This is a genomic window from Deinococcus radiotolerans (assembly GCF_014647435.1).
GTDB lineage: Bacteria > Deinococcota > Deinococci > Deinococcales > Deinococcaceae > Deinococcus > Deinococcus radiotolerans.
In genome coordinates, this window is record NZ_BMPE01000001.1 from 192,448 (window position 1) to 211,699 (window position 19,252).

The following is a 19,252-nucleotide window of genomic DNA, read 5'->3' on the forward strand; positions in this document are numbered from 1 at the left end:
ACTTCACCCGATGGGGGTGACGAGCGTGCCCAGGCCCTCGACCTCCACCTCGACCACGTCACCCGACTGGAGGGCGCCCACGCCCTCAGGCGTGCCGGTCAGCACCACGTCCCCGGGTTCCAGCGTCACGAAGCGCGTCACGTACACCAGAATGTCCACGACGGAGAAGATCATGTGTGACGTACGGCTGTCCTGGCGGGTCACGCCGTTCACGCGGGTCTGCACGCGCACGTCACGCGGGTCGTACTCGGTCTCCAGCCACGGGCCCAGGGGGCAGAAGCGGTCGGCGGCCTTCGCGCGGAACCACTGCAGGTCCGTCTTCTGCAGGTCGCGGGCCGTGAGGTCCAGTCCGGCCGTGTAGCCAGCCACGCAGTCCAGCGCGTTCTCAGGCGTGAGGTGCGAGGCGCTCTGCCCGATCACCAGGGCCAGCTCGCCCTCGAAGTGGAAGTTCTGGGTCCAGTCGGGCCGCTGCACGGTCCCGCCGGGCTCGGCCAGCGCGTTGGGTCCTTTCAGGAAGATGCCGGGCTCCTTCGGCAGGTCGCCCGTATCGTTGCCCAGCTCACGGATGTGATCGAGGTAATTGCGGCCCACGCAGACGATCTTGCTGGGCTCCGCCGGGGCGAGCAGCGTCACGTCGGCCAGGGCCAGCGTCTCGCCGGTCGCCTCGCCACTCATGCCGCGCGTGACCTGAATCTGCTCGCCGTTCAGGACGCCCCACTGCGCGGAGCCGTTCGCCACCGTGTATCTGACCAGTTTCATGCCCGCAGGATAGGGTGCGCGCGGGTCGGCACGCGCGGATGCGCTGGCTGCGGCGTCCACCCAGCCGGAACTGAAGGTGGGGGAGCGCCAGGTCAGAATGACCATCCATACCGGGAAGAGGCGCCGTGGCCTGCCGACATGTGCTGCGGGCAGGCCACGGCGCCTCATCAGGGAGGGGCGGCAGGGGTGTGCGAGGCGGCCGCGCCTCAGCGCAGGAGTGTGCGGCTGATCACGACGCGCTGGATCTCATTCGTGCCCTCGTAGATCATGTTCAGCTTCACGTCGCGCAGGAGCTTCTCGACGGGGTACTCGCCCACGTACCCATAGCCGCCGTGCACCTGGATGCCCTCATTCGCGGCATTGAAAGCCATCTCCGAGCAGTACGCCTTGGCAATCGCGCTCTCGAACCCGTGGGGTTGACCCTGATCCACCAGCCACGCGGCTTTCTGGTACATCAGGCGGCCCGTCTCGATCCCAATGGCCATCTCGGCCAGCTTGAACTGGATGGCCTGGAAGTCCGCGATGGGTTTGCCGAACGCGGCGCGTTCCTTGGCGTACTTGACGCTCTCATCCATGGCGCGCCGCGCGATGCCCACCGAGCCCGCCGCGACCGGAATGCGGGTCTTGTCGAGGGTCTTCATGGCGATCTTGAACCCGTCCCCCTGCCCGCCCAGCTGGTTCTCCTTCGGTACGCGGACGTTCTCGAACACCAGTTCGCTGGTCAGGCTGGCGCGCTGGCCCATCTTGTGCTTGATCTTGTTGTACGAGAAGCCCGGCGCGTCCTTGGGCACGACCAGCGCGACGGTGGCGCGGTGACCGCCCTGCTTGTCAGTGGTGGCGAACACGACCGTGATCTCGGCCAGTCCGCCGTTGCTGATCCACATCTTCGTGCCGTTGATGACCCACTCGTCCCCGTCCAGCACGGCGGTGGTACCCATCGCGGCGGCGTCAGAGCCGTTGTTCGGTTCGCTCAGGGCGAACGCGGCCAGCCCGGCCTTCTCGGTCAGCGGGGTCAGGAAGCGCCGCTGCTGCTCCTCGGTCCCTCCAATCAGGATCGGGGCGATGCCCAGTTCGCTGGCCATCAGCACGGTGTAGATGCCCATGCAGCCGTAGGCCATTTCCTCGGCGATCAGGCACTCGTCGAACATACCCAGCCCCAGACCGCCCGCATGCTCAGGGATGCTGGGGTTCAGGAGGCCGACCTCGAAGGCCTTCTCCACGACCTGCCAGGGCAGTTCTTCCTTCTGGTCGTACTCGGCGGCGATCGGGATGATCTCCTTGCGGGTGAAGTCGCGGGCCAGCTGCTGCAACTGGCGTTGTTCGTTGTTCAGGGTGAAGTCCATGGTCACTCCTCGGGTGGGCGCGCGGTGGCAGCCAGAATGTGGGATTGTACTGGGTTCAATCTTATCAGGGGCGGAGCGCTCCCGCATCTGTTCCCGGCCCGGTGGCGCCCTTCCGTGTCCAGCCGCCAGGGCCACAGCACCCTGATCATGACCTGTTCACGTCGCACCCGGTTCAACGTGGCCAATGTAGAACCCTAACGCCCCAAACGCGAGTGACACCACATCGGTCGAGTTGGACATCACCCCGCACCTGCTCCACGCGATACGACGAAACTTTCACTGCACTGACACTCCATCGCTGCGGATGAACCAGGTCCTCACCCTACTCGGCCACACCGCATGGGCCCTTCCGGTGTTTGGGGCATACCCAATCATTCCGTCTGCGTGTCCATCACGATAACCACTGCCTGTCTCTGCGAACCGCAGTAACGGCGACCGACCGGCGTGCTTACCATGCCGTCCGTGCGCTGCCGCCGCAGGCCCTCACGCTGAGGTGGCTGCCGGAGACGAGGTCTGAGGTTGCCACCTGATCGCCGGGGCGGATCAGCTGCCCACGTCCAGCGAAACCCATCACCACGGCAGCCAGCGGTTCAATGCGCTGAATCTCAGTGCTGTGCGCCCTCACTGCAAGGAGGTCCGGCCAGAGTGCTGGGACTTTTGCCGTGACCAGAGGGCCGAAGGTGGACTTTTGCCCTCCTGATGACGTCGGGGTCCAGCGGCGGAGCAGGGGCTCGGGGCGGGCTCCACCTAGACCTCCTGCGCGGTTCCAATGTGTGCGCGTGCCGCGAAGTCGGGTCGGGAAAGGTTCAATCTTTCTCTGATCACCAGACCACCTTCATGAATCCTTGAGCCAAATAATACTGGCAAATTGCCATTTTCTGCCAGAATGATCTGGCGATATGCCAACGAAACAACTCTCCCGAATACATGCCCTGGTCCGCCACGCGCTGGAGGAACACTCCGCACGCGGCCATCAGGGCGACCTGCCCGAAGGCAAGGTCACCCTGCGCCTTCAGGCCGTCGACTACTACTGGCTGACGCAGCTGGCCGAACTGATGGACGGCAGCCGCACCCGCGCCGCCTCTCAGTTGCTCTCTGCCGCCATCCGCGACGCCGCCGAGGCCGCCGGCCTCCCCACCGAAGGAGACGACTTCCAGGCCGATTTCCGGGCCTTCCTGGAGCAGGAGTTCCCGCACGAGACCTCGCCACCTCATCACCCCTGACCGGAGGTCACCATGCCCCACCACACTGAACTCATCGCCGCTCTGGCCATCGGCCTCACCCTGGCCTTCTTCGGCGGTCTGCTGGCCACCCGCCTGCGCCTGCCGCCCCTGGTCGGGTACCTGCTCGCGGGCGTCGCCGTCGGCCCCTTCACGCCCGGGTTCGTCGCGGATTCCCACATTGCCGCGCAACTCTCTGAGATCGGCGTCATCCTGCTGATGTTCGGCGTGGGCCTGCACTTCTCCATTCAGGATCTGCTTGCCGTGCGCCGCATCGCCATTCCAGGCGCGCTCGGGCAGATCCTGGTGGCCACGCTGCTGGGCATGGGCGCCGCGCACCTGTGGGGCTGGCCCCTTGGGCAGGGTCTCGTCTTCGGACTGGCCCTGTCGGTCGCCAGCACGGTCGTGCTCCTGCGCGCTCTGGAGGAACGCGGCACGCTCGGCACGCCCAGCGGCCAGATCGCGGTGGGGTGGCTGGTCGTTGAGGACCTCGTGATGGTCCTGGCTCTGGTGCTGCTTCCGGCCCTGGCCCCACTGCTTCAGGGTGGCGGCGCCCTAAATCTCGGTGAGATCGCCCTGTCGCTGGGCGTCACGCTCGGTAAGGTCGCGCTGTTCGTCGCGTTGATGATGGTCGCGGGGCGCCGTTTCGTGCCGTGGCTGCTGACCCGTGTCGCCCGGCTCGGCTCCCGCGAACTGTTCACGCTGGCGGTGCTGGGCACCGCGCTGGGCATCGCGTACGGCGCGGGCGTCCTGTTCGACGTGTCGTTCGCGCTGGGGGCGTTCCTGGCGGGCGTGGTGGCCAGCGAGAGCAAGTTCAGTCAGAAGGCCGCCGAGGACGCCCTGCCCTTCCAGGACGCGTTCGCCGTGCTGTTCTTCGTGGCCGTGGGCATGCTGTTCAACCCCGCGATTCTGCTCAACGCGCCCCTGCTGGTAATCGGCACCGCACTGATCATTCTGTTCGGGAAGACCATCGCGGCGTTCCTGATTGTCCGCCTGCTGCGCTACCCGGTTGCGACCGCCCTGACCGTCGCGTTCTCCCTGGCGCAGATCGGGGAATTCTCGTTCATCCTCGCCACCCTGGGTCTGGACCTGAAACTCCTGACGCCGCAGGGCCAGAACCTCATCCTGGCGGGCGCGATCATCTCCATCACGCTGAACCCGTTCCTGTTCCGCGCCGCTCCGACCCTTCAGCGCTGGCTGAGCGCCGACCCCACCCCCGCCACGCCCGAGCCCACGCCCCTGCCCCTGCGCAACCACGCCCTCGTGATCGGTCACGGCCGCGTGGGGCAACTGACCGCGCAGGCCCTGCACAGCCAGCGGATTCCCCTCGCCGTGATCGAGCAGGACGAGGACCGGGCCGCCACCCTCCGCGCCCAGGGCACGCCTGTCATTCATGGAGACGCCGCCCGCGCGGACATCCTGCGCCTGGCGGCCGCACCCGGCGCCCGGGTCGTGGTGATCGCCACGCCGGACGCCCTTCAGACCACCCTGATCATGGAGCAGGTGCGTGCACTGAACCCCGCTGTTCACGTGATCGTCCGCGCCCACGACGAGCACACCCGCGACGCGCTGCACGAACTGGGCGCCAGCGAAGTGGTGTATGGCGAGCACCAGCTGGGCCTCGCCATGGGTGAACGCGCCCGCAGCGCCCTGGCCGTCCCGTGAAGGATCAGTTCGCCTGAGCCGGGACTGGCAGGTCCAGCGCGGTCTGTCATCCGGGACTCGGGTCCAGCAGGGCCCCGGCAGCGCGAGGTGGTGTGCTGGGTCCGCCGCTCCCTGATCGGAGGATTTGATCGTCGCCCGGCCTTCCCGGGCCGGCTCGATCTCAGTGCAGTTCGTGCAGGACGGCGGCCAGCAGCAGCACATTCACGCACAGCAGCACGTTCGAGACGGGCACGATCCACCCACCATCGAAGCCCCGCGCGGCCCGGTTGGGTTTTCTGCGTTTCGCACGACGTTTCCGGCCCATTGGGCGCAGAAGGTAGCACCTGAACGCCGACCAGAACGAGAGAAAACCTGCAAATGCCCCTGTCGGGGGCGCGGCGCCGCGTCTGGGTGGGCGTTCGCGCAGCAGGCGGGGGCAGGGGAGACCGGAGCCTCCGCCTGCCCCCGCCGCTGGTTTACATGCCGAAGCGGGCGTAGATGTCGTTCACGTGCCGCAGGTACCACTGCAGGTCGAACGCGGCGTCCAGTTCGGCGTCACTCAGGGGATTCTCCGGGTCGGCTTTCAGCAGGTCGCGCAGGCCCTCACCGGTCTCCCAGGAGCGCAGGGCGTTGCGCTGCACCAGCGTGTACGCGTCCTCGCGCAGCAGGCCCTTCTCGTCGATCAGGGCGTGCAGCACGCGCTGGCTGAAGACCAGGCCGCCCAGGTCGTTCAGGTTGCGCAGCATCCGCTCGGGGAACACCACGAGGTCGCGCAGCACGCCCGTCAGGCGGCGCGTGGCGTAACTGGTCGCGGCGGTCGCGTCGGGCAGGATGACCCGCTCGGCGCTGGAATGGCTGATGTCCCGCTCGTGCCACAGCGGCACGTTCTCCAGGCCCGTCAGCAGGTACCCGCGCAGCAGGCGCGCCAGTCCGGTCACGTTCTCCGTGAGGATCGGGTTTTTCTTGTGCGGCATGGAGGAACTGCCGGTCTGGCCCTTCCCGAAGGGTTCCATTGCTTCGCGCACCTCGCTGCGCTGGAGGTGGCGGATCTCCACAGCGATCTTCTCGACGGTGGTGCCGTAGATGGCCAGGGCGCTGAGGATCTCCGCGTGGCGGTCGCGGGCCAGCGTCTGGTTCGTGACCGGCGCGGCCTGCCAGCCCCACGCCTGCGCGACCTCCTCCTCGATGCGGGGCGAGACGTGCGCGAACGTGCCCACCGATCCCGACAGCATGACCACCTGGATGCGCTTGCGGGCCGCGTGAAGGCGCTCCAGGTCGCGGTCCAGGGTCGCCATCCAGTTCAGGAACTTCAGGCCGAAGGTCATGGGTTCCGCGTGAATGCCGTGCGTGCGGCCCACCGTGGGCGTGTGCTTGTGCGCCGCCGCCTGCATGCGGCACACCTCGCGCAGCGCCTCCACATCCGTGATGATCACGCCCAGCGCCTCATCCAGCACGAGGTTCTGGGCGGTGTCCACCACGTCCGTGCTGGTCAGGCCGTGGTGGATGAAGCGCGCCTCATCTCCGTAGCGGTCCGTCAGGGCGCGCGTGAAGGCCACGATGTCGTGCCGGGTGACCGCCTCGATCTCCGCCACCTTTAGGGCGAACGCCTCATCAAGCGGATCGGCTTCACTCTTGGCCGTGAGGGTCTCGAAGGCCGCCTGGGGCACCTCGCCGTGCCGCGCCTGCGCCTGCATGGCCGCCAGCTCCACACGCAGCCACGCGCGGTACTTGCTGGCCTCGCTCCACAGCGCCTTCATTTCCGGGGTCAGGTAACGGTCAATCACGGTTTTCCAGCGTACCACCCGCCCCACCATGCACCCGCCCCGGCGTCCAGTCGGGTCAACCATCCCGTCCACCTGCCCGTCCGGTCTCGCACCTGTTCTCACCCCCGATTGGTGGAACGCACGAGAGATTTCTGATGTTCACAGCTTTCAGTCAGTTTCAGGGAGCACACTACGGGCGCTTCATCAATTCAGGCTGGTGACACCGTCATCCGCCCACAAGGAGGCCCCATGAACCGTTCCCTGATCATTGCCCTGACCGCCCTGAGCCTCGGCTCCGCCGCCCTTGCGCAGGACACCACGAGCACCGTCACCCTGCCCGGGCAGATCATCGCCAACGTCAAGGACGCCTGGACGGCCTTCGTCACCGCGGGCGGCACCGCGACCCTGCTGGGCGCCGACGGCACCGTCATCGGGACCATCAACGCGGACGGTACCGTCACCCTGAACGGCACCGCGACCCTCAGCGACGTCAAGAGCGTGACGCTTACCCCCACCAGCGGCGACCCCATCACCGTGAACGTCACCCGTGACCTCAGCAAACCCGGCGCCGTCAAGATCGAGTACACCGACGCCAGCGGGCGCACGCAGTCCCTGCCGCTCCCGGCTGTGATCAACCGCCTGAAAGCCGCCACCAGTGGCGACACCGACGGCGATGAAACCGGTGACGACCAGGCCAGCCCGGCCGGTAAGCCCACGAAGGAAGACAAGGGCGGCAAACCCAGCACCAACCCCGGCAAGGGCAAACCCTGAACCGGCCCTGACCGGCGCCCGCCGGCGGCACGCCGCGGCACCGGTCACCACCGGGACGTCCCTCGACCTGGGGGGCGTCCCGGTCGCGTATTGAGGGGACTGCCACTGCGCTAGCCTGCCCCCGTGACCCTGACGCCCGCCGCCCTCCGCGCCGCCGCGCTGCGCACCCTGACCCCCGCGAGCAGCGTGCAGGACGCCCTGAACCGCATGGGGTTCGTGCAGGCCGACCCCATCCGCGCGCCCGCCCGCGCGCAGGACCTCACGCTGATGGCCCGCGTGCCCGGCTACCGCGCCGGGGACCTGGAAGCGCAGTACCCGCACCTTGACGCCGAGGAGGACATCATTCCCAACTACGGCTTCGTGACGCGGGCTGTGCAGCGGCTGCTGCACCCGCGAGAGGTGCCGCCCACCCGCGTGGAACTCGAACATCCCGGCCTGATCGCGGACGTCCGGGCCCTCCTGCACGAGCGGAGCGAACTGCACCCCCGGGACGTGATCACGGCCCTGGGCGCCCGCCGCGCGTCAAACTACTGGGGTGGGAACAGCCAGGCCACCACCCGGGCCCTGGACGCCCTGCACTACCGGGGCGAGGCCCGCATCGTGCGGCGTGACGGTGGCGTGCGCGTGTACGGCGTCGCCCGGCACCTGGATGCCCTGCGCGCTAACCCGCAGGCGACGCCTGAGCGGCTGCGCGGCGCGGTCCGGCTCCTCGCGGCCCTGTACGGCCCGATGCCCCAGGCCAGCCTGCGGTACCTGACGGGCCTCTCCGGCTACGGCTTCCCGCACCTGCGCGCGGACCTGCGCGGCGCGCTGCGCGACGCCCTGCGGGACGAGCTGCGCGACGCGACAGTGGACGGCGTGCCCTACGTCTGGACGCCCGAGCAGGACCCGTCAGACGCCCCCACCCCGCGCGGCGTGCGGATTGTGAATCCCTTCGATCCGCTCGTGTGGGACCGGCGCCGCTTTGAGCACCTGCACGGCTGGGCGTACCGTTTCGAGGCGTACACGCCCGCCCAGAAGCGCACCATGGGCTACTACGCGCTGCCCCTGCTGCACGCGGGCCGCGCGGTGGGCTGGGCGAACCTCAGTGTTCAGGGCAGCGCCCTGCACGCGCAGGTCGGCCTGCGGCCCGGCGTCCGCCAGAGCGTCACGTTCAGGAGCGCGCTGGACCGGGAACTGGACCGGCACCGCGCGTTCCTGAACGCCACTCAGGCCGAGGTCTCGTTCGACCAGACCTGAACGGCCCGCGAGAGCGCCTCAGCCACGCCCCCCGACCCGGCCGCCTTCCGGCGCAGCATCTGCCGGGCCGTCGAGAGCAGGTTCAGCGCCAGGCCCGCCCGCTCCTGCGCCCGCAGGGCCGCCCGCGACAGGGGCAGACCCGCCCGGGCGAGGGCCTCCGCGTACACCTCGCGCAGATCGTCACCCAGCCTCGCGCGTTCCTCCGCGTCCAGACGCAGGGCCAGCAGGTGCGCCAGGTCCTCGCCCGGCAGACTGGGATGCACCTGCCCGTAATCAATCAGGACCGGATGACCGTCCGCGCGGGACCACATGACCTGCCCCGCATGAACGTCCCCGTGCACGAGCGTCCAGTCCGGCGCGTCCCGCAGGAGGGCCGGCAGGACCTGCGCGGCGTCCAGGATCGCGTCCCGCTGCCCGGTGGGCAGGGCCAGCACCCCGGCGCGCTCCGTCCAGCCGCGCACGTGATTGCGGCTCAGGACCCGCTCTGGCTGCCACACCCAGTCCCCGCTCAGCGACGCGCGGCCCGCTCCGGCCCAGTGCGCGTGCAGCTGCGCCAGCAGGCGCACCACGTCCCGCAGCCCCTCCTCGCGCGCCGCGTCAGTCGTGAAGTACCCCCAGCCGGTCGTGACGTCCGTCAGGTCCTGCATGAGCAGGTGCGCCAGCGGCCGCTCCGCACTGCGGGCGGCGTGTAGCAGCGGCGCGTACGGCACCGAGCACCGGGGGGCGAGATCACGCAGGTACGTGGCCTCCCGCTCCAGCCGCTGCGCCGCCCGCACGTCCCGCCACCCGGCCGGCAGGTACTTCAGGAACAGCGGCCCGCCCGGCGAGGCGTACCGGGCGAACGCCGCGCCCTCACCCACCCACGCCTCGCGCAGCCGAGCGCCAGGAAAGCGGGCCCTGAGCGCGCGCGGCCACACCCGGGCGTCCACCGCTACCTCACCGGACGGGGCGCGCACGGCGTCCGCCAGCAGCGCGCCCAGCGGCATCAGCCCAGCAGGGACACGAGACCCAGCAGCGACCCGCCCGCCAGCGCCGCGCCCACCACGAACACGCCCAGGCAGCCCAGCGGCCCCCGGCGGCGCGCGCGGTAATGCCCACCGTGCCCGTACTGATGCCGGTGCCCGTGACTGAACGAGGAGCGGCTGTGGTGCCCCATGAACCCGCCCCGGTGGCCATGACCGCTGCGACTGAAGGAGAACGATCCGATCGAGAATCCACTCATGCCCAGCAGTACGCGGCCAGACCGCAGAAGGTTGCCGCGACTGGACCGCGTGCAGGCTTGCGGTAGAGCCTGCACGCACTCCGGCGCGGCATTCACTCCGGCGCGTATGATGGGCGCGATCATGACGGAACGGAAGTACTTCGGAACGGACGGCGTGCGCGCCGTCGCAGGCACCCACCCCCTCACGGCCAGCTGGGTCATGACCCTCGGCGCGGCCGCCGGGGAAGTGCTCAGGGGCAGCAATCCACGCGCCACAGTCGTGATCGGCAAGGACACCCGCCAGAGCGGCGACATGCTCGAAGCGGCACTCGCCGCCGGACTGACCAGCCGCGGCGTGAACGTCATCCACCTGGGCGTCCTCCCCACCCCCGGCGTCAGCTTCCTGACCCGGCACCTGAAAGCCGACGCGGGCGTGGTCATCAGCGCCTCCCACAACCCGTACGAGGACAACGGCATCAAGTTCTTCGGCGCGGACGGGCAGAAACTCAGCGACACCACCGAACTCGACATTGAAGCCGCCATTGACCGCGTGCCGGACCTGACCCCCGTCACCGGCGTGAACCTGGGCGGCGTCACGAACTACACCGAGGCCGAGCGCCTGTACGTGAACTACCTCAAGGCCCTGGCACCCGACCTGAGCGGCCTGCGCATCGCCATGGACTGCGCGAACGGCGCCGCGTACCGCGTGGGCCCGAAGGTGTTCCAGGCGGCCGGAGCGGACGTGTTCGCCGTGTACACCACCCCGGACGGCCGCAACATCAACCGCGAGTGCGGCAGCACGCACCTCGACCACCTCCAGCGCATCGTCCGCGAGGGCGGGTACGACCTGGGGGTCGCGTTCGACGGGGACGCCGACCGCGCCATGTTCGTGGACCGCCGCGGCAACGTCGTTCACGGCGATCACATGCTGCTGCTCAACGCGCGCGCCCGGGGCGAGACGGCGGTCGTGACGACCATCATGGCCAACATGGGCCTGGAAGTGAAACTCCGCGAGGCAGGCATCCCGCTCGAACGCACCGCCGTCGGCGACCGCTACGTGCACGAGCGCCTGCACAGCGGCGGCCTGCACCTGGGCGGCGAACAGAGCGGCCACATCCTGTTCCTGGACGTCTCACCCACCGGAGACGGCGTCCTGACCGCCCTGCTGACCCTGAAGAGCATGCAGCAGCTGGGCACCACCCTGGACGCCCTGCATGACGACCTGGTGATGTTCCCCCAGACCCTCGTGAACGTCCGCGTGGCCGACAAGAAAGCCATCGCCCTGGACGCCGAGGTCCGCGCCGCCGTGGACCGCGCGCAGGAACGCCTGCACGGCAAGGGCCGCGTGAACCTGCGCCCCAGCGGCACCGAAAACCTGATCCGCGTCATGGTCGAAGGGCAGGACGAGACCGAGATTCACGAGATCGCCCGTGAACTCGCGGGGATCGTCGAGTCCCGCGGCGCCCTGACCACCTGACCCACGCCACTGCCCGGCTCGCCCTGCCAGACAGGTGCGTGTCCGGGCGGCGAACAAGCGGAGAAAGTCGGCTGGTGTCAGCAGTGCCGTCAAGGACTCCTTTACGCTAATGGGGCTGCCAGCACGCCTACGGCGGAGCGCCACTGAGGTGGCCAACATCAGCAAGCAGGCCCCACTACTTGAATGGTAGGGCCCGCTTGCTGCCTGGCGTTCAGGCCGGGTCTGGGTTGGGCATGCTGTTCGTCACGGCGGTGTCCACGCCGTCCTCGAACCGCTTGAAGTTCTCGCGGAACATGCGGGCCAGTTTGCGGGCCGTCTGATCGTAGGCGCCTTTGTCAGCCCAGGCGTCGCGGGGGTTCAGGACGCCGTCGGGCACGCCGGGCACCTGGGCGGGGATCTCCAGGTTGAAGTAGGGTTCCTTCTCGAAGGTCACGTCGTCCAGCGCGCCGGACAGCGCCGCATTGATCATGGCGCGGGTGTGGGCGATGCTCATGCGTTTGCCCTGGCCGTACATGCCGCCGCTCCAGCCGGTGTTGACCAGCCACACGCGCGCGCCGCTGTCCTGCACCTTCTGCGCCAGCAGGCGGGCGTACTCGCCCGGGTGGCGAGGCATGAAGGGCGCGCCGAAGCAGGTGCTGAAGGTCGGGCTGGGTTCGGTCACGCCGTCTTCCGTGCCGGGGATCTTGGCGGTGAAGCCGCTGATGAACTGGTACATGGTCTGCTCGGGGCTCAGGCGGCTGATGGGGGGTAGCACGCCGTACGCGTCGGCGGTCAGGAACACCACGTTCTTCGGGTGACCCGCAATGGATCCGGGCTGCACGTTGTCGATCTGGTCGATGGGGTAGGCGCTGCGGGTGTTCTCGGTCAGCGAGCCGTCGTTCAGGTCGGGTTCGCCCTGCGCGTCCAGCACCACGTTCTCCAGCACGGTGCCGTAGGTGCGGGTGGTGCGGTGGATGGCGGGCTCGGCCTCGGCGTTCAGGTTGATGACCTTGGCGTAGCAGCCGCCCTCGAAGTTGAACACGCCGCTGTCGGTCCAGCCGTGCTCGTCGTCGCCGATCAGCTTGCGGCTGGGGTCGGCGCTCAGGGTGGTCTTGCCGGTGCCGCTCAGGCCGAAGAACAGCGCCACGTCGCCGCCTTCGCCGACATTCGCGGAGCAGTGCATGGGCATGACGCCCGCTTCGGGCAGCAGGTAGTTCAACACGCCGAAGATGCCCTTCTTGTTCTCGCCGGCGTACTGCGTGCCGCCCGCGATGATCATCTTCCGCGTGAAGTTCACGATGATGAACGTGTCGCTGCGCACGCCGTCCACAGCGGGGTCGGCCTTGAAGGACGGGATGTTCAGCACGGTCCAGTCGGCGTGGAAGTCCGCGAGTTCCTCGGGGGTGGGCCGCACGAACATGTTGTGGATGAACAGAGAGTGGTACGCCATCTCGGTGACCATGCGGCAGCCGATGCGGTAGCGGGGGTCGGTGCCGGCGTACACCTGCTGCACGAACAGTTCCTTCCCCTCGGCGTAGCGGGTCATCTTGTCGAGCAGGCGGTCGAACACGACCGGGCTGATCGGGGTGTTGAAGCCGCCCCACCACACCTGATCGCGGGTCAGGTCGTCTTCCACGATGAAGCGGTCCTTGGGGCTGCGGCCGGTCTTGTTGGTGTGGACGGTGAGGGGGCCGCAGGCAGCCTGTACGCCCTCGCCGAGCCGGATGGCGTCGGCGTACAGGGCGTCCACGCCGGGGTTGAGGTGGATGGTGGCGATCTTGATGCCGAGGTCGGCCAGCGGGTTGGTCGCGGTCAGGCTCATGGGTCCTCCGGGTGCAGCGCCGCCTCGCGGGGCGTGCCGGGGTGAATTGGTGTTCGATGTTCCGGGGAAATTGTCGCCTGTGAAGCGGTTCCAGTCCAACCTTTGTGGTGTCACACTTGGGGGGACAACAGCCTCGGACCCGTGTGTTCTGCGTTTGACCTTTCATGCGGCAGCGCCCACTGGAACAGCACATCTCAGTGGGGGCAGGGGAGGCGGCCCTGTCATGCCAAACGCCAGGTGAACGCCCGCATCTTTTGTTCAACAGGTGAACAGAATGACTGGACACCCCGAGATGATCGACGCAAAAAGTGCCCTCCCATGCTGGGAAGGCACCAAGAGACAGATGCGCTTAGTTGGTGGGTTTAGCCTGATCGCCCGACTTGGCCGCCCCGTCCTGAGTGGCCGTCTTCGCCGCGGCAGGCGCGTCAGGAGCCACGGCTCCACCCCAGGTGGCGCCCGTTGTCGCGGCCTGCGTGCTGCGCGCCGCTCCCGGGGCTGGCGTCGCCTGCGGCTCCTCAATGCGTTCCAGCCACATTGTGCCGATCAGATTGCGGGCATTGCGCCCCGCCTGATGCAGCCCCTGCGCCGCCTCCGGGCTGACCTTCTCCACAGCGGACAGGATCGCCTGACGGGCGGCGGGCACGCGGGCCAGCACCACCGCACCGGTCCCAAGGAGCACCAGGGTGGCTGCGGCGCCTCCGCCGCCCCGCCGGTCATCCTTGCGGGCGCGGCGCACCTGCTGCTCAATGACCTTCAGTTCACGGCTCAGCTGCTTTTCCAGAGGCGCCACCTTGCGGCTCACGGCGCGTTCCAGTTGCCCGCTGCTCAGCTTTTTCTTGCCGCTGCGCAGTTCGCGCTCGGCGTCCCGCCGGGCCTGGCGCAGGCTGCGTTCCAGGCGGCGGCGGCGCGCCTCGGCGCCATCGGCCACGTCATGCAGGGTGCTGCTCACCTGATCCTGAACGTTCGCCAGCAGCTCCGACGCCGCGCCCTGCGCGTCCGACAGGGTCATGACTGCGGCGCGCCGTGCTGGCCGGGTGGCCTCCTCCGCGTGCTTCAGGCCCCGCTGCGCCTGCGACTGCACCGTCTGCCCGGCGTCCGCGGCCAAGCGACCGGCCCCGGCGCCCAGCGTGCGGGCCTGCTCGCCCCCGGCGGCGGCTGCGCGGGCCGCTGCCTCCTGCGCCTGGCCGGCCAGTTCACTGGCCACGTGCAGGGCACTCTCAAGCAGGGCGCTCGCCCTGGGCGCCGCCCCGTCCCGCAGGGTGGAGGCCGTGCTGGCCACCGTGTGCGCTCCGGTCCGCGCCGCCTCCTGCGCCAGCTGCCCCGCCTGGCTGGCCGCAGAGAGCAGGGCGGGTTTCACATTGTCACTCAGGGTGTGCTGCGTACCCGACCAGACACTCCGGGTGCCGTCCACCAGGGCGCGGCGCGTGTCACGGTTGGTCGCCAGGCCCGCCAGGGCCCCCAGCATCAGCAGGCTGCGCTTGCTCACGCCGCCAGTCGCATCGTTCGTGTTCATGAAGCACTCCTTTTACCCGGCCTCGTCCCTGCGGGCGCAGGGCCACGCGACCGGATCATGCGGCCCATTGTCTGATCGGCCCGCCTGTCCAATGTGGGCGGAACGTAACGGCGCATTCATGATCCAGTTCCGTCCAGCTCAGGCGCCGCCACGCCGCCATTACCGGCTGGACCGTTAGCCGCTGCACCCTTGCCCCGCGGACCGGCGCGCTACACTCGGACGCGTGACCCGCAAGGCCCCGCGTTCCGACGCTCCACCCGCTCTGCCGCCCCTGCGCGCCCTGGAAGTCCGGAATCTGGCGACCATCCGCTCGCTGAACCTGGACTTCAGCGCCGGGCTGAGCGTCTTCACCGGCGAGACCGGCGCCGGCAAGAGCATCATCGTGGACGCCCTGGGCCTGCTGCTGGGCAGCCGCAGCAACACGGACCTGATCCGCAGCGGCGAGGACGACCTGCTCGTCACCGGGCACTGGGGTGAGGAGATCGCCAGCCGCCGCGTCACCACGCAGAGCCGCAGCACCGCCCGGCTGGACGGCGAGGTCGTCAGCCTGCGCGAACTGCAGGACTGGGCCCAGAAACGCCTGACGATTCACTGGCAGCACTCCGCGGTCAGCCTGCTCACGCCTGCCAACCAGCGCGCCCTGCTGGACCGGCAGGTGGACGCCGAGCACGCCACCTACGCCCAGGCGTACCGCGACTGGCAGGACGCCCGCACGCGCCTGGACCGGCTACGCGCCACTGAACGCGAACGCGCCCGCCAGCTGGACCTGCTGCAGTTCCAGTCCCGCGAGATCAGCGAGCTCAACCCCCAGCTGGGCGAGGAGGAGCCCCTCCAGGCGGACCTGAGCCGACTGGCGAACCTGGACACCATCGCCCAGAGTGCCGCCGGAGCGCTGCACCTCCTGAGTGACGGCGACGAGAACGCCCTCGGCTACCTGAACGAGGCCACCCGCGCCCTGAACGCCGGCGCGCGCTTTGACGACACCACCGCGCAACTCCAGAGCGAACTGCGCGACGCGGTCGCCAGCATCCAGGCGGTCGTCGGGGAACTGCGCGCCGTGGCCGAGGGACAGGCGCCCGATCCGGAGGAACTCGCCCGCGTCGAAACCCGCCTGGGCGCCCTGGGCAAACTGCGCGCCAAGTACGGCCCCACCCTGGAGGACGTGCTGAACTTCCACGCGCAGGTCGAGACGGAACTGGCCGAACTCACACGGGACGAACAGGACGCCGGCACCCTGGACACTGAGGTGGACGCCCTGCGCGAACGCGTGCAGGCTGCCGGGGAGAAACTGGACGCCGCCCGCCGCAAGCGCGCCGCGCCCCTCGCCGAGGACCTGCTGGGGGTCATCCGCCAGCTGGGCATGCCCCACGCCCGCCTCGCCTTCCACCTGGGCGCCCTGGCGGAACCTGGACCGCACGGCCTGAGTGACGTGACCCTGCACTTCAACGCTAACCCCGGCGAGGACCTCGCCCCGCTGGCCGACGTCGCCTCCGGCGGGGAACTCAGCCGCGTGATGCTGGCCATTAGCACCGTCCTGGGTGCCGACACGCCGGCCGTCGTGTTCGACGAGGTGGACGCCGGGATCGGCGGCAGCGCCGCGCACGCCGTGGCCGAGCAGCTTCGCGCCCTTGCCCGCACGCGACAGGTGCTGGTCGTCACGCACCTCGCGCAGATCGCCGCCCGGGCCGACCATCACTTCAAGGTCGAAAAGAGCGTCGAGGACGGACGAACCGTCAGCCGCGTGCGCCTCCTCAGCGGCGACGAACGCCTCGAAGAGATCGCCCGGATGCTCAGCGGCCACGCCAGCGGCGCCGCCCTGGAGCACGCCCGGGAACTCCTCACCAGCCGCACCTGAACGTCACGCGCGCAAGCCTCAGGGTTTCAGAAAGGTGAGCTTCAGTCCACCGTCAGACTCCGCTCATAAGCTGGACCACATGAAAAGAACCCTTCTGGCCGCGGCGCTGCTCGGCGCGGGCCTCCTCAGCGCGTGCTCCATGACCGGCCCCGGCAACCTGAAAGTCCACGAGGCCGTGCTGTACGGCGGCGCGCAGGAACGCGTCGTGTGGGTATACGGCACCCTCCAGGGCAGCCAGAGCAGCGTGAAACTCGGCGAGCAGACCGTCGACCTTCGCGCCCAGGTGCAAGATCCCATCGCCACCAGCGGCAGCCTCAGCGTGAACGGCAAGGCCACCTACCGTGAACCCACCGCCACCATCCCCGCACGCGTGACCGTCACGCGCCAGGGCAGCAGCTTCACGGTCACGCCCGCCAGCACCGCCAGAATCAGCGCCATCTACTACACCGATGGACAGAGCTGGACCCGCCTCAACGGCACCAGCGGCCAGGTCACCGGCACCCCAGTGGACGGCCTGCGCGGCGCCGGACAGCTCACGGACGACGAAGCCCGCGTCCTCAGCGACACCCTGCGCCCCCAGGGACCCCTGGCCGTCGCCGTCCTCACCGACCAGCCCGCCCCCACCCTGGCCGTAAGCCCCACGCCCACCGAACACCTGCGCAGCGACCTGTACATCCTCAGCAGCGTCCCCACCGCCCAGGTGCAACCCCCCCGCCCCACCACGCCCGTCAACCCGAGCACCGGAGGCAACGTGACCGTCACCCAGATCGCCACCGGCACCAACGCCAACACCTCAGAAGCCGGCGTGCAGGTCGCCACCACCGCCAGCAGCGCCAGCAGCCTGTACTCCCGCGCCTACGGCCGGCAGAGCAGCGTCCCCACCCCACCCAGCGTGACCGGCCGCACCCTGGTCGGCGTGTTCCTCGGCCAGCGCCCCACCGGCGGGTACGGCGTGCAGGTCCTCAGCGCTCAGGCCAGCGGCAGCACCCTGACCCTGCGCGTGCGGCTCACGGCCCCCGCACCCGGCGCGATCCTTGCGCAGGTCATCACCAGCCCCTGGGCCATCGTGAGCGTCCCCGGCACCTACACCAGCGTCACCGCGCTCGACGAGAGCGGCCAGCCCCTGCCTACGTCCACGGGCGGCCAGACCCGCTAAACCCACCACGACCGGCATCAAGCCACACGAGAAGCAAGTGCAGGCGCGGGGAGGGAGTCTCCCGGCGCCTGCCTTCGCTGCTTAAAGGTCTCAGCATTCCGCTGATCACGCAGCCACCCGCCCTGAACCCCGAGGCGAGCAGGTAAATCAACCACGCTCCGCATCAGCCGCTGAACTGATCCGTCTGCGTGTCAGTCCTGCCACGCGGCCGAGTTCGGGACCGCGAGGATGACAGCTGGCGGCGCCCCGTACCGCGTCACGGAATGTCCTGCCAGCTACCCGCTTCCTGAATCCGCTCTGACCCCGCCTGACCTGGATCATGCATATGAAAAACGGCCCACTGGGAGGCCGTTTCTCAGAGTGCGTCCGGATTACTTGGTGGGGACCTTGATGGCGCCGCTGATGATCTTGGCCTTGACGGCCTCGACCTTGGCGACCTGGGCGCTGCTGATCAGGGCTTTGTTGTACTGGTCGACGGCGTAGCCGACGCCCGCGTCCTTCAGGCCGAAGCGGCGTTCGCCACCCTTGAACTTGTTGTTCTTGACGTCCTGGATCAGGGCGTACACGGCGTTGTCCACGCGCTTGAGCATGCTGGTCAGGCCGTGGTTCATGGTGGCGGGGTTCTTGTCGAAGTCGCCGAGGTAGTTCTGGTTGCTGTCCACGCCGATGAAGAACATGGGGCGGGTATTGCCGGCGCAGGCCTTGGTGTAGGCGGCGCTCTTCTTGACGTTGGCGAAGTTGTTGCTGTTGAACTTCACGCCGGCGGGCAGGCTGGCGCCCTTGAGGCACTGGGTCTGCTTGACGTAGTCGATCACGCCGTTCCCGGAGGCGCCGGCGGCGGCGAAGATGATGTCCGCACCCTTGGCGCGCATGCTGCCAGCGATTTCCTTGGCCTTGGCGGGGTTGTTCCAGGCGTCAGGGGTGGTGCCGACGTACTGGGCGATGACCTTGGCTTTGGGGTTGGCGGCCTTGACGCCCGCGGTGTAGCCGGCTTCGAACTTGTGGATCAGGGGGATGTCCATGCCGCCCACGAAGCCCACGACGCCGGTGGAGCTGTTCATGGCGGCGAGGTAGCCGACGAGGTAGCTGCCCTGCTCTTCCTGGAAGACGAGGCTGGCGACGTTCTTCTCGTTGGAAACGTCGTCGATCAGGCCGAAGTACAGGTCGGGGTTTTCCTTGGCGACCTGGCTGATGCTGGCGTTGTTGGCGAAGCCCACGCCGATGGTCAGGTCGAAGCCGTCCTGCGCGAACTGGCGGATGCCCTGCACGGTCTGGCTGGGGTCGCTGGGTTCGAAGTCCTTGGACTGGATGCCCAGGCTCTTCACGGCGCGCTGGGCGCCTTCGTAGGCGCTCTGGTTGAAGCTCTTGTCGAACTTGCCGCCGGCGTCGTAGGCGATGCCGACGCGCACGGCCTGTGCGGAGGCGGCGGTGGCGGTCATGGCGAGGGCCAGGGTCAGGATCTTTTTCATGTGGTGTTCCTCCAGGGAATATGGTGAGCGGATTGCTTGAA

16 protein-coding genes are annotated in these 19,252 nt (G+C 68.9%); 7 read left to right on the forward strand and 9 right to left on the reverse strand.

The window, feature by feature from the left end:
• Positions 1 to 3: 3 nt before the first annotated feature.
• Together IEY63_RS00915 and IEY63_RS00920 are read right to left on the reverse strand one after the other, a co-directional pair.
• Positions 4 to 759: a fumarylacetoacetate hydrolase family protein gene (locus IEY63_RS00915; RefSeq protein WP_189067096.1), complete on the reverse strand. Its 756-nt coding sequence runs from the start codon at positions 757 to 759 to the stop codon at positions 4 to 6.
• Positions 760 to 965: 206 nt separating this feature from the next.
• Positions 966 to 2,102 carry an acyl-CoA dehydrogenase family protein gene (locus tag IEY63_RS00920; protein WP_189067097.1) on the reverse strand — a complete coding sequence of 379 codons (1,137 nt, stop codon included), beginning with the start codon at positions 2,100 to 2,102 and terminating at the stop codon, positions 966 to 968.
• Positions 2,103 to 3,001: 899 nt separating this feature from the next.
• Between IEY63_RS00920 and IEY63_RS00925 the strand changes: the two genes are divergently transcribed.
• Complete coding sequence (locus IEY63_RS00925) at positions 3,002 to 3,325, forward strand: hypothetical protein (RefSeq protein ID WP_229784400.1); 324 nt, start codon at positions 3,002 to 3,004, stop codon at positions 3,323 to 3,325.
• A gap of 12 nt (positions 3,326 to 3,337) precedes the next feature.
• A complete protein-coding gene (locus tag IEY63_RS00930) occupies positions 3,338 to 4,987 on the forward strand; it encodes a cation:proton antiporter domain-containing protein (RefSeq protein ID WP_189067098.1) in 1,650 nt (549 codons plus the stop codon).
• Positions 4,988 to 5,147: 160 nt separating this feature from the next.
• Here the strand turns inward: IEY63_RS00930 and IEY63_RS00935 are convergent, their stop codons facing one another.
• Entirely contained in the window at positions 5,148 to 5,291 is a 144-nt protein-coding gene (locus tag IEY63_RS00935; RefSeq protein WP_189067099.1) for a hypothetical protein, read from the reverse strand.
• A gap of 151 nt (positions 5,292 to 5,442) precedes the next feature.
• Positions 5,443 to 6,750 carry an adenylosuccinate lyase gene (gene purB, locus IEY63_RS00940; protein WP_189067100.1) on the reverse strand — a complete coding sequence of 436 codons (1,308 nt, stop codon included), beginning with the start codon at positions 6,748 to 6,750 and terminating at the stop codon, positions 5,443 to 5,445.
• A 228-nt stretch (positions 6,751 to 6,978) separates the two neighbouring features.
• Here purB and IEY63_RS00945 point away from each other — a divergent pair, with 228 nt between their 5' ends.
• Positions 6,979 to 7,500 carry a hypothetical protein gene (locus IEY63_RS00945; RefSeq protein ID WP_189067101.1) on the forward strand — a complete coding sequence of 174 codons (522 nt, stop codon included), beginning with the start codon at positions 6,979 to 6,981 and terminating at the stop codon, positions 7,498 to 7,500.
• A gap of 123 nt (positions 7,501 to 7,623) precedes the next feature.
• Entirely contained in the window at positions 7,624 to 8,739 is a 1,116-nt protein-coding gene (locus IEY63_RS00950; RefSeq protein ID WP_229784401.1) for a DNA glycosylase AlkZ-like family protein, read from the forward strand.
• Here IEY63_RS00950 and IEY63_RS00955 read toward each other — a convergent pair.
• Together IEY63_RS00955 and IEY63_RS00960 are read right to left on the reverse strand one after the other, a co-directional pair.
• Positions 8,709 to 9,725 (reverse strand): phosphotransferase family protein, encoded by a 1,017-nt coding sequence (locus IEY63_RS00955; protein ID WP_189067102.1) that lies wholly within the window; start codon positions 9,723 to 9,725, stop codon positions 8,709 to 8,711. The genes IEY63_RS00950 and IEY63_RS00955 overlap by 31 nt on opposite strands.
• Positions 9,725 to 9,961 (reverse strand): hypothetical protein, encoded by a 237-nt coding sequence (locus IEY63_RS00960; protein ID WP_189067103.1) that lies wholly within the window; start codon positions 9,959 to 9,961, stop codon positions 9,725 to 9,727. Before IEY63_RS00960 ends, IEY63_RS00955 begins: the two co-directional genes overlap by 1 nt.
• 121 nt (positions 9,962 to 10,082) lie before the next feature.
• Between IEY63_RS00960 and glmM the strand changes: the two genes are divergently transcribed.
• The gene (glmM, locus tag IEY63_RS00965; protein WP_189067104.1) at positions 10,083 to 11,417 is read left to right on the forward strand and encodes a phosphoglucosamine mutase; all 1,335 of its coding nucleotides are present in this window, start codon (positions 10,083 to 10,085) and stop codon (positions 11,415 to 11,417) included.
• A gap of 211 nt (positions 11,418 to 11,628) precedes the next feature.
• On the opposite strand, the gene pckA is transcribed toward glmM, so the two are convergent.
• Complete coding sequence (pckA, locus tag IEY63_RS00970; protein ID WP_189067105.1) at positions 11,629 to 13,218, reverse strand: phosphoenolpyruvate carboxykinase (ATP); 1,590 nt, start codon at positions 13,216 to 13,218, stop codon at positions 11,629 to 11,631.
• Positions 13,219 to 13,567: 349 nt separating this feature from the next.
• The gene (locus tag IEY63_RS00975) at positions 13,568 to 14,731 is read right to left on the reverse strand and encodes an alginate biosynthesis protein AlgP (protein WP_189067106.1); all 1,164 of its coding nucleotides are present in this window, start codon (positions 14,729 to 14,731) and stop codon (positions 13,568 to 13,570) included.
• A gap of 223 nt (positions 14,732 to 14,954) precedes the next feature.
• On the opposite strand from IEY63_RS00975, the gene IEY63_RS00980 reads away from it, so the two are divergent.
• Complete coding sequence (locus tag IEY63_RS00980) at positions 14,955 to 16,586, forward strand: DNA repair protein RecN (protein ID WP_189067107.1); 1,632 nt, start codon at positions 14,955 to 14,957, stop codon at positions 16,584 to 16,586.
• 79 nt (positions 16,587 to 16,665) lie between these two features.
• Positions 16,666 to 17,742 (forward strand): protease complex subunit PrcB family protein, encoded by a 1,077-nt coding sequence (locus IEY63_RS00985; protein WP_189067108.1) that lies wholly within the window; start codon positions 16,666 to 16,668, stop codon positions 17,740 to 17,742.
• Between the two features lie 371 nt (positions 17,743 to 18,113).
• On the opposite strand, the gene IEY63_RS00990 is transcribed toward IEY63_RS00985, so the two are convergent.
• Positions 18,114 to 19,211 carry a BMP family lipoprotein gene (locus tag IEY63_RS00990; protein ID WP_189067109.1) on the reverse strand — a complete coding sequence of 366 codons (1,098 nt, stop codon included), beginning with the start codon at positions 19,209 to 19,211 and terminating at the stop codon, positions 18,114 to 18,116.
• Positions 19,212 to 19,252: the final 41 nt, after the last annotated feature.

Excerpts from the sequence above, each read along its gene's own strand:
- pckA (WP_189067105.1), bottom strand. The coding sequence starts at position 13,218 with ATGAGCCTGACCGCGACCAACCCGCTGGCCGACCTCGGCATCAAGATC.
- IEY63_RS00985 (WP_189067108.1), top strand. The coding sequence starts at position 16,666 with ATGAAAAGAACCCTTCTGGCCGCGGCGCTGCTCGGCGCGGGCCTCCTC.
- IEY63_RS00935 (WP_189067099.1), bottom strand. The coding sequence starts at position 5,291 with ATGGGCCGGAAACGTCGTGCGAAACGCAGAAAACCCAACCGGGCCGCG.
- IEY63_RS00920 (WP_189067097.1), bottom strand. The coding sequence starts at position 2,102 with ATGGACTTCACCCTGAACAACGAACAACGCCAGTTGCAGCAGCTGGCC.
- IEY63_RS00915 (WP_189067096.1), bottom strand. The coding sequence starts at position 759 with ATGAAACTGGTCAGATACACGGTGGCGAACGGCTCCGCGCAGTGGGGC.
- IEY63_RS00930 (WP_189067098.1), top strand. The coding sequence starts at position 3,338 with ATGCCCCACCACACTGAACTCATCGCCGCTCTGGCCATCGGCCTCACC.
- glmM (WP_189067104.1), top strand. The coding sequence starts at position 10,083 with ATGACGGAACGGAAGTACTTCGGAACGGACGGCGTGCGCGCCGTCGCA.
- IEY63_RS00925 (WP_229784400.1), top strand. The coding sequence starts at position 3,002 with ATGCCAACGAAACAACTCTCCCGAATACATGCCCTGGTCCGCCACGCG.
- IEY63_RS00975 (WP_189067106.1), bottom strand. The coding sequence starts at position 14,731 with ATGAACACGAACGATGCGACTGGCGGCGTGAGCAAGCGCAGCCTGCTG.
- IEY63_RS00990 (WP_189067109.1), bottom strand. The coding sequence starts at position 19,211 with ATGAAAAAGATCCTGACCCTGGCCCTCGCCATGACCGCCACCGCCGCC.
- IEY63_RS00945 (WP_189067101.1), top strand. The coding sequence starts at position 6,979 with ATGAACCGTTCCCTGATCATTGCCCTGACCGCCCTGAGCCTCGGCTCC.
- IEY63_RS00960 (WP_189067103.1), bottom strand. The coding sequence starts at position 9,961 with ATGAGTGGATTCTCGATCGGATCGTTCTCCTTCAGTCGCAGCGGTCAT.
- IEY63_RS00955 (WP_189067102.1), bottom strand. The coding sequence starts at position 9,725 with ATGCCGCTGGGCGCGCTGCTGGCGGACGCCGTGCGCGCCCCGTCCGGT.